The 8,532-nt window shown below is 67.8% G+C and carries 10 protein-coding genes; 4 read left to right on the top strand and 6 right to left on the bottom strand.

The window, feature by feature from the left end:
- Positions 1-80 precede the first annotated feature (80 nt).
- Together ACZ7OI_RS45700 and ACZ7OI_RS45705 are read right to left on the bottom strand one after the other, a co-directional pair.
- Positions 81-1,061: a glycosyltransferase gene (locus tag ACZ7OI_RS45700; RefSeq protein ID WP_470270363.1), complete on the bottom strand. Its 981-nt coding sequence runs from the start codon at positions 1,059-1,061 to the stop codon at positions 81-83.
- A gap of 96 nt (positions 1,062-1,157) precedes the next feature.
- Positions 1,158-1,997 carry a MerR family transcriptional regulator gene (locus ACZ7OI_RS45705; RefSeq protein ID WP_470270364.1) on the bottom strand — a complete coding sequence of 280 codons (840 nt, stop codon included), beginning with the start codon at positions 1,995-1,997 and terminating at the stop codon, positions 1,158-1,160.
- A 119-nt stretch (positions 1,998-2,116) separates the two neighbouring features.
- Here ACZ7OI_RS45705 and ACZ7OI_RS45710 point away from each other — a divergent pair, with 119 nt between their 5' ends.
- Positions 2,117-2,941 (top strand): alpha/beta fold hydrolase, encoded by an 825-nt coding sequence (locus tag ACZ7OI_RS45710; RefSeq protein WP_470270365.1) that lies wholly within the window; start codon positions 2,117-2,119, stop codon positions 2,939-2,941.
- A gap of 298 nt (positions 2,942-3,239) precedes the next feature.
- On the opposite strand, the gene ACZ7OI_RS45715 is transcribed toward ACZ7OI_RS45710, so the two are convergent.
- A complete protein-coding gene (locus ACZ7OI_RS45715) occupies positions 3,240-4,100 on the bottom strand; it encodes an MBL fold metallo-hydrolase (RefSeq protein WP_470270375.1) in 861 nt (286 codons plus the stop codon).
- Positions 4,101-4,156: 56 nt separating this feature from the next.
- On the opposite strand from ACZ7OI_RS45715, the gene ACZ7OI_RS45720 reads away from it, so the two are divergent.
- Positions 4,157-4,759, top strand: coding sequence for a TetR/AcrR family transcriptional regulator (locus tag ACZ7OI_RS45720; protein WP_470270366.1), 603 nt, complete (start codon positions 4,157-4,159; stop codon positions 4,757-4,759).
- Positions 4,760-5,086: 327 nt separating this feature from the next.
- Here the strand turns inward: ACZ7OI_RS45720 and ACZ7OI_RS45725 are convergent, their stop codons facing one another.
- A complete protein-coding gene (locus tag ACZ7OI_RS45725; RefSeq protein ID WP_470270367.1) occupies positions 5,087-5,356 on the bottom strand; it encodes a hypothetical protein in 270 nt (89 codons plus the stop codon).
- A gap of 109 nt (positions 5,357-5,465) precedes the next feature.
- The gene (locus tag ACZ7OI_RS45730; RefSeq protein ID WP_470270368.1) at positions 5,466-6,248 is read right to left on the bottom strand and encodes a thioesterase II family protein; all 783 of its coding nucleotides are present in this window, start codon (positions 6,246-6,248) and stop codon (positions 5,466-5,468) included.
- 149 nt (positions 6,249-6,397) lie between these two features.
- On the opposite strand from ACZ7OI_RS45730, the gene ACZ7OI_RS45735 reads away from it, so the two are divergent.
- Together ACZ7OI_RS45735 and ACZ7OI_RS45740 are read left to right on the top strand one after the other, a co-directional pair.
- Positions 6,398-6,697 carry a hypothetical protein gene (locus ACZ7OI_RS45735; RefSeq protein WP_470270369.1) on the top strand — a complete coding sequence of 100 codons (300 nt, stop codon included), beginning with the start codon at positions 6,398-6,400 and terminating at the stop codon, positions 6,695-6,697.
- Positions 6,698-6,790: 93 nt separating this feature from the next.
- A complete protein-coding gene (locus tag ACZ7OI_RS45740; protein WP_470270370.1) occupies positions 6,791-7,522 on the top strand; it encodes a sulfite exporter TauE/SafE family protein in 732 nt (243 codons plus the stop codon).
- 36 nt (positions 7,523-7,558) lie between these two features.
- Here ACZ7OI_RS45740 and ACZ7OI_RS45745 read toward each other — a convergent pair whose 3' ends face one another.
- On the bottom strand, positions 7,559-8,203 hold the full coding sequence (locus ACZ7OI_RS45745; RefSeq protein ID WP_470270371.1) for a lytic polysaccharide monooxygenase auxiliary activity family 9 protein: 645 nt from the start codon (positions 8,201-8,203) through the stop codon (positions 7,559-7,561).
- Positions 8,204-8,532 lie beyond the last annotated feature (329 nt).

An 8,532-nucleotide genomic window follows, 5' to 3' on the forward strand; every position in this document is an offset into this window, starting at 1 on the left:
CCAAGGCGGTGATCGAGGAATTCGGGACCATGTGTCCCCCAGTAACTGTGGCTACGAACTGGGCGTCCGCGAATCGACAGCTATCTGTTTTCCGTCCACCGATGCAAGTCGCGGGCAACCTCTCCGGGCGACGGCATGCGCGCGATCTCCTCAGCGATCGCCCGCGCCGCGTCTCGGTGCCCACTGCGCGGTAACAGCAGTTTCCGAACACCTTCCGCAACGCTTTCCGCACTCAGCTCTCCAGGAAGAATGCTTAACGCAGCCCCAGCGACGCTGAGCGCTTCCGCATTGCCGAACTGATCAGCTCCCTGAGGCAGAACCAGTTGCGGAACCCCGCCCGCGAGCGCGCCGAGCGTCGTACCGCTGCCGCCGTGATGTACGACAGCGTCGACATATGGCAACAACTCCGCCTGCGGCACCCAACTCCGTACCGTGACATCTTTCGGCACCGCGCCAAGCTGGACGTTCCCGGCTGCGACGACCACGTCGGCGTCGAGCGCCGTCAAACCCCGGATAGCCGTGGTGAGCACCTCCGGCGTGCCGAACGCGGTGCCGAGCGTCAGGTAGATCAGCGGCCGCGACGTCCTCTCGACGCGCCACTCCGGCAGCGGCTCGGAATAGGGGACCGGCCGCAGCTCGATCCGCTCCGCTCTCGCGAGAAAGTCCTTGTCCTGCAAGGACGGCGGGCAAATGTCGAGATGCGGCCGGTCCAGGGCGGGCCGCTCCAGCCCGATCCCGTCGGGAAACATGCGGCCGAACCCGTGCCAGAGACTGGGAACCCCGGCCCGCCGCGCCGCGATCGCCGGACCCGCCTGCCCCCACTCGTGGACGACGAGGTCGGGCCGCAGCCGCGCCAGGTCGGGTTCGAGATCCTCGGCGTAGATCTCGTAGAACGCATCCGCTGGCCGGAAGGGCCGCAATCCGTTGCGGTGCAAGGACGCGTGAACGTTCTCCCCGGCAGCGAAATGCACCTCGTGCCCAGCCTCCCTGACGGCGACCGCGAGCGGGATGAGCGGGTAGGTGTGCCCTACCGACGCGAGGCTGGTGAAGAGCACGCGCACTGCTGACCGGCTCCTCTCAAGAAAGATGACCTAATCAGATGCTAAGAACATCTGAACTGATAGTAGCCTGCTCGCGGCTCGCCTGCCCAGCCTCGTTCAGCGAGCCGCGTCGCCGGGGCCGGTCAGGAAGACCGGCCAGCCGACCTCCGTTCGCCATTGGGTCTCGTCGGCGGTGTCGCGCTGGCCGACCAGGTAGTACTCGCGGATGGGACCGTCGACGGCGAGGGCATGCCGCGCGACGTGCGCCGCGAGGGCGGCGTAGGTGCGGTCGACGTCGGCGGGCGGTCCGTGGTGCGTCATGACCGCCAACTCGACGGCGGGAACGGTTTGAGCCGAAACTCGGCCCACAGGACGGACGGGCCCGGCACACGGGACGAAGATGGTCACCTGCCCGCGATGGTGAGTGAACAGTTCGTCGGAGTAGATCCCGCCGACGGGGCCGGTGTGGGACAGGTGCTGCGCTGCCAGGGTCGCGTGAAGTTCGCCGAGCGCGCCTTGCAGCCACGCGACCGCATCTTGCGCGTCGACAGTCCCGACGATCACCGCGGCCGGAACGGCAGGCACGCGACGCAACTCGACCTCGGGAGCGTCCGCGGCGGGTTCGGGCGCGAGGAGGTCCCGTAATGCACTGACGGTCCGCTGGGTGCGGCTGAGTTCGTCCTCGAGCTGGTTCAGGTGAGCGGCGATCCGGTCGTTGCGGGCCTGCGGATCGCTCGTGGCCAGTACCGCGCGGATCTCCTCCAGCGGCATGTCCAATTCGCGGAATCGACGGATGACCTGGGCGGTAGGCAACTGCTCGTCGGTGTAGCGCCGGTAGCCGGTGTACGGGTCCACATCGGCCGGTTCGAGGAGCCCGGTCTGGTGGTAGTGGCGCAGCATTTTGACGGTCAAGTGGGTCGCGCGGGAGAAATCGCCGATGGACAGGTACCCGGTCATGGCCGCCATTCTGCAGTCTCCCACCGGGGGAGAGTCCGGTCCGATGGTCGGTATCGACCTTCCCGCGATGGCAGCGGCGAGGCTGGCTCGCAGATCCCAACCGGACCGAAGGAATCGAAATGCCTCATCTCGCCACCGCGGACGGAACCGAACTTTTCTATCGCGACTGGGGTTCCGGACGCCCCGTCGTACTCGTCCACAGCATGCTGATGAGCAGTGACATGTGGCAGCACCAGATGCTGCACCTGGCCGAGCACGGATACCGCGCCGTCGCCCACGACCGCCGCGGCCACGGCCGGTCCGACGACCCTGGCGCCGGCTACGAGTTCGACACTCTCGCCGACGATCTGGCCGCCGTCCTCGACACCCTCGACCTGACCGACGTCACCCTGGTCGGCCACTCGATGGGCGGCGGCGAGGTCGTGCGATACCTCAGCAGACACGGAGACGATCGAGTCGCCCGCATCGCGCTGGTCGGCTCGACGGCACCGAAACTGGACGTCGATCCCGAAGCTGCTGCGGCACTGCTAGACCAGCTTCGGACGCGGTACGACCAGTGGGTGCTCGAGAACGCCTCGTCCTCTTTCGGCGACCAGTTGCCCGGTTGCGCGATATCGCAGCTGGAGAAGGATCGGGCCATCCGCGACTGGATGGGAGTGTCGCTTCAGGCCGCAGTGGCCTGCACTGAAGCCAACCTGGCAGCGGATTTCCGGCCGGAAATGCGCGAAATCCGGATCCCCGTCCTGATCGCGCACGGCGACCAGGACGCGTTCGCCCCGCTCCAGACCTGTGGGCAACGCTCGGCCGATCTGATTCCCGACAGCACGCTCGTGGTCTACCGGAACGCGTCGCACATGCTCCACCTCTCGCACCGCCAGCAGCTCAACGCTGACCTGCTGGCCTTCGCCGGAGCGCGGAAACCGCGGGCCAGAGCGGGCTGCTGACCGTGCGATGGCACGAGGTCCTCCATGACACGCTCGCATGGGTGCGGCTGCTACCAGTACGACGATCGACGTCACCCGACAGAATCCTCGTGGCTCTCCACCGCGGGCGGGGAAGGTTCTCATGCGGTCTTCCGCGGCAGCTAGCCTGGCTGAGTCTGTGCGGCTGATCGCCGAGCGCTCGCCGCGACTGGCGGGATCGTGGCCGGAGCCTGTTGAGACAGGCCAGTCAAACAGTCCACAATGGATTATCCGCGGTCGCGGTCGCAGTGTGTCTTGGTTTGCAGGCAGGACTCACGACCTAGGGCTGGTCGCCGGAACCCGCTGCCACTGCGGAGTTCTCGGTCGCGTGCGCCAGGTCCAGCCATTCCCCGACGGGCAGCACTCGTGCGCGCCGTCCGGCATGCAGGCGGAAGTCGGCCTCTGGGTCGGAAACCTCGACGTAGCCCGCGATCTTGTCCGGTTGCTCGGCCTCGTAGTGCATCGGCACCGCATACCGGGCGTTGAGGATTTCCGCGGCCGCGGCGGCTTGCCTCGGATCCATCGCGGCGGGCAGCGGGCTCGGCGGCTGGAGATGCGGCGCGTCGACGACCGCGCCGTTCGCGGGCAGGAATGCCGCGTCGAACGGGCTGAACCGGCGCGCGATCAGCCACCAGTAGCCGTGGAACATCGTGTCGCCGCCGTGGAAAACTCGCTGCCCGTCGGCTTCGACGACCCAGTTCAGCTGCGGATCGCCCAGTCCGTCGACGGCGGGGACCGCGGTGGCGCGGAACGGTCCGATTTCTCTGGTGGACCAGGGCTGCACGATTTCGGCCGACAGCCGGTGCAGTACCAGCTCGTGCTCGGCGGGCAGTGTGGTCACGTTGTCGACGTCGTCGCCATGACCGGGTGCTGGTCGGAGTACTGGCGCTTTTGGGGTGAGCACCTCTGCGAGCGCGGCCGCGTCTGTGTGGTCGCGATGCAGGTGGGTGACCAGCGCGGCGGTGACTTTCCCGCTCGGCGTCGCCAGTCCTTCGCCGGACTTCCATCCGGTGAACAGCGTGACAGGTCCTGGACGTAGTCGATCGCCAGCCGCTCGCCGCCTGCTTCGATCTCCAGCCCGGCCCAGCCCAGTCGTCGCGTCCGCATCTCGTGCTCCTTGATCTCGGTGGTCGCCGGAAATTTAGCGTACGGGCGTTCACTAAGCAATAGTGAACGCCCGTACGCTATCCTTGGCGCATGTCACCGCGACGTTCAGCGGCCGAAGCGCAGGCCACCAGGGGCCGGATCCTCGCGCGGGCGGCCGAGATCGCCTCCGAGGAGGGGCTGGACGGGATCACGATCGGCCGGCTCGCCGAGGAGCTGGAGATGAGCAAGTCCGGGGTGCACAAGCACTTCGGCACCAAGGAGACGCTGCAGATCTCCACGCTGGACAAGGCGTTCGTGGACTTCTGGCATCGGGTGGTGGAACCCGCGCTGCCCGAACCGCCGGGACTGCGGCGGCTGCGCGCGGTGTGCGCCAACTCCGTGGATTACCTGGAAGCACCACTGCTGCCTGGCGGCTGCCTGATGACCGCGGCGCTCACCGAGTACGACGGTCGCCCCGGGCGAGTTCGCGACGCGGTGGCCGAGGTGTGGTCGCGCTGGCGGGATCAGCTGCGGGCGGACCTGGAGGCGGCGGTGGAGAACGGTGAGGTACCTGCCGGATTCGACGTCGAGCAGGCGCTGTTCGAGATCATCGCCGCTGGGCTGGCATTGAACGCGGCCATGCAGCTTCAGCATGACCGGACGGCCGCGGGGCGGGCGCGTCGGGCGATTGAGCGGGCCTTGGAGCAGTCCTGACGACTGCGCTGGGCGGGGTTGCTTGGCCCGCCCGGAGGTGACTGCGTTGGGCGGGGTTGCTTGGTCCGTCCGGAAACGATTGCGTCGGGCGGGGTTGCTTGGTCCGGCTGGAGGCGATTGCGCTGGGCGGGGTCGCTTGGACCGCCCGGAGGCGAGTGCGTCGGGTAGGGCTGCTTGGTCCGGCTGGAGGCGAGTGCGTCGGGCGGGGCTGCTTGGACCGTCCGGAGGCGATTGCGTTCAGACCGTGCCTGGCCGCGCGTCAGGGCAGCCGCGGCCATTGCTTCGTTCGGACCGGCCCGGCACCTGCGAGGCTCGAGGCGGTTGCGGTTACGACTCGGTGGCCATGCCCAGCGAGCACAGCGAACCGGCGAGAGCGATGAGGTCGTAGCGGGTGTCGTCCTCGTTCGTTTCCCACAGGGCGGAGAGGGTGGCGGCGGCCTGGTCGACGTCGCCGTTGTGCTGCTTCAGGGCGATCCACATCGCGGCGGCCACCGGCTCGCATTCGACGTGGCGGTGGGTCGTGCGGCAGGTCAGCTCCAGGTGGCCGTTGGCGAGCATGCGCTGGGTGACGCCGGGGGCGGTGGTGATCGCCATCATGATGGCCTCCTGGTTGAGGGGGTGTTTCCTTGATGTACCTAGTTTCTCGGAACCGGCGGGCCGGAACCATGGGGTGTGCTCCTGAAGCTTCCCTGGGGTTTCCCCACCCTTATCCCCGGCAGATTCCCGGTTGCCATCCGGCCAGCGTTGTGGTGACCGTCTGCACGACGGCGTTGAGCTGGTCGTTCAGGTAAAAATGGCCGCCGGGGAAGATCTTGACCTGGCAGGCGCCGGTGGTGTGGTCGCGCCAGGCCTCGGCCTCGTCGAGGTCGGTTACCGGATCTGCGTCGCCGACCAGGACTTGGATCGGGCAGCTTGGCTCCACACCTGGTTGGTGCCGGTAGGTTTCGACGGCGGTGTAGTCGCCGCGGATCGCGGGAAGGACCATGCGCAGCAGTTCGTCGTCGCCGAGTACGCCGGCGTCGGTGCCGCTGAGTTCCTTCAGCGCGGCGATGAGGCCGTCGTCGTCGCGCTGGTGGATGAACTCGATGCGTTGCGCGGACGGGGCCCGGCAGGCCGAGGCGAAGAGGCCTAGCGGGGGATTGCCCTGCGCCTCCAGGCGGCGGGCTACCTCGTAGCCGACGGTGGCGCCCATGCTGTGGCCGAACAAAACCACCGGCAGGTCGGTCCAGTCGGCCAGGTCGCCGGTGATCGCGTCGGCGATCGCGGCGACCGTGTCCAGGCATGGTTCGGCGCGGCGGTCCTGTCGGCCGGGGTACTGGACGGCAACCACCTCGAAGTCCTGCCCCGCCGCGGTCGCGGAGAGCGGGAAGTAGGCGGTCGCCGAGCCGCCGGCGTGCGGGAGGCACACCAGACGCGCCCGTGCCTGGTCAGTCGGGTGGAAACGGCGGATCCACCGGCTTGTGCGTGCGTTCGCGGGTGTTTCGTCCACTGCAGTCACAAAACCAGGAGTGTTCGGGGCGGGGCGGTGCGGGACAACCCCTAGTGGCTTGGGGTTTGGGCTGGGAGGGGTGGGTTGTGCCTGGTCCGCTTGGCTCTGGGGGCTCAAGGGAGGGCGGCGTTCGCGGGGGTGCTTTGGGCGTGGGGTCGGCGCTGGGGAAGGTGCGCTGGGTCGGCGTTGGCGAGGGTGTGCTGGGCGTGGGGTCGGCGTCGGCGTCGGCGAAGATGCGTTGGGTCGGCGTTGGTGAGGGCGCGTTGGGCGGGGTCGGCGTTGGCGAGGATGCGCGGGGCGGGGTCGGCATTGGCGAGGGTGCGTTGGGGCGCTGGGTCGGCGTTCGCGAAGGTGCGTCGGGCGCGGGTGCGGCATTGGGGAAGGCGCGCTGGGTCGGCGTCGGCGAGGGTGTGCTGAGCGCGGTGGCCGCATTCGCGAGGATGCGCTGAGCGGGGCGGCATTGGCAAACGCCCGCTTGGCACTGGGCCGCATTCCGGAAGGTGCCCGGAGCGTGGGGGCGGCGTGGGTGGCAGCCTGGGGCGGTGCCGGTCGATCTGCTGCCAGCCTTGCTCGCCGCCTCCCTCGCCGCGTTTGTGCTCGCGTTGCTTTCCGCGGTGGCCGGGTTTGGCGGTGGGGTTTTGCTGTTGCCGGTTTTCACCGCGTTGTTCGGGCTGCGCGTCGCCGTTCCCATGCTGACCTTGACGCAGTTGTCTTCCAACGGTTCCCGCGTTTGGCTTAACCGGCGGGAGCTGCGCTGGTCGCTGGTTGGCTGGTTTGCGTTGGGAGCCGTACCGTTCGCGGTCGCCGGGGGACTGTTGCTCACCCATGTGCCGCTAGCGCCGCTTAAGCGGATCCTCGGTGCCTTCCTCATCGGGGTTGTTGTCTGGAGACGGGTGCAACGCCGGCCGCGGACGCCTGCGCAGTCGTCGTTCGCGGTGGTCGGTGCTGCGTCCGGGCTCGGTTCGGCGCTGCTGGGTTCGGTCGGCCCGCTTACTGCCCCGTTCTTCCTCGCTCTCGGCTTGACTCGTGGCGCTTACATCGGCACCGAAGCGGCCAGCGCCCTGACGATGCACCTCGCCAAAATCGCCACCTATGGCGCGGGTGACCTGCTGACGTCGCGGGTCCTGATCTTCGGTCTCGCTCTGACTCCCGCCACCCTTCTCGGTGCCTGGGCGGGAAAGCGTGTTGTCGGCCGGATCAGCGAACGTATCTTTGTCCTTCTTGTGGAAATTGGTCTCGTTGGTGCCGGTGTCCTCTTTCTCGTCGGATTTTGAGCGCGTCTAGGGGCGCTGCCAGCCGGGCCGCAGGTGTCAGTTGAAGATCACGTCCGAGCAGGAGTAGAAGGCCTCGCCGGAGTCGGGCCAGTGGCGTTGCCAGATCGAGTAGATCAGGTGCCTGCCGGTGCGTCCGCCGGGCAGGTTCGCCTGGAGCTGGTAGGCGTTGCCGGCGATCGGAGGGTTGTCCTGCTTGTAGAACGGGGTGTCTTCCAGGTCGGACCACTTGAGCGGTTTCGTCGGGTCGTAGCCCGGCTTGGTGACGTACAGTTCGAAGGTGCCTTCGTGCGCGGCGGTCAGCTGGTATTGGAAGGTGTACGGGCCGCTGCTCGGCATCGTGGTCGCCGGCCAGTCGTCGCGGGCCAGGTCGAGCCCCTTGTACTTGTCCCGGCCGGCGCTGCACAGCTTGCCGTCCGGGATGATCTCTCGGCTGCGGCCGCTGGCGTCGCCGATGTTGACCTCGTCCCAGTCGTAGATCGGCCAGCTGTCGCCCACCGCGACGGCGGCCTTGCACGCTGCGGACTGCGGGTTTTCCGGACCCTCCTGGAAACACTGCATGATCCGGCTGATCGGGTTGCCCATCGACCCGTGTGCGAGGGCGGGGACGGCGGTGAACACCGAGACCGTGCCGAGCACGGTGGTCAGTATCGCGACTTTCACGGCGGAGCGGGAAAACTTCATCGCGAGATTCCTCTCCTGAGAGGTCTAGACCACATCACGGTAAGTGCCCGGGGCATCGGCTTGTAGGCCCGAAAGTCGGGCGCGGGCGATTTCGCGCGTGCTCCGCTCGCCTCGAAGCCTCGAAGCCTCGAAGCCTCGAAGCCTCGAAGCCTCGAAGCCTCGAAGCCTCGAAGATGGGATGCGGAAGGGGTCGGTCGGGCGATTCATGGTGCGGGGCTTGCCGTTCCCCGGCATTGTGACGACAGGTGGTAGTTGGCATCACCGGGTCGTCTGACGTTGTAGTTCTTCGCCCAGTACAGGCGGTAGTTGGCATGAAGTAAAGGCGATAG

The organism is Amycolatopsis sp. NPDC114503, from assembly GCF_055633655.1.

Bases quoted from the DNA above. Each gene is read 5' to 3' on its own strand.
- ACZ7OI_RS45745 (WP_470270371.1), bottom strand. From the start codon at position 8,203: ATGAAGTTTTCCCGCTCCGCCGTGAAAGTCGCGATACTGACCACCGTG.
- ACZ7OI_RS45710 (WP_470270365.1), top strand. From the start codon at position 2,117: ATGCCTCATCTCGCCACCGCGGACGGAACCGAACTTTTCTATCGCGAC.
- ACZ7OI_RS45720 (WP_470270366.1), top strand. From the start codon at position 4,157: ATGTCACCGCGACGTTCAGCGGCCGAAGCGCAGGCCACCAGGGGCCGG.
- ACZ7OI_RS45725 (WP_470270367.1), bottom strand. From the start codon at position 5,356: ATGATGGCGATCACCACCGCCCCCGGCGTCACCCAGCGCATGCTCGCC.
- ACZ7OI_RS45705 (WP_470270364.1), bottom strand. From the start codon at position 1,997: ATGACCGGGTACCTGTCCATCGGCGATTTCTCCCGCGCGACCCACTTG.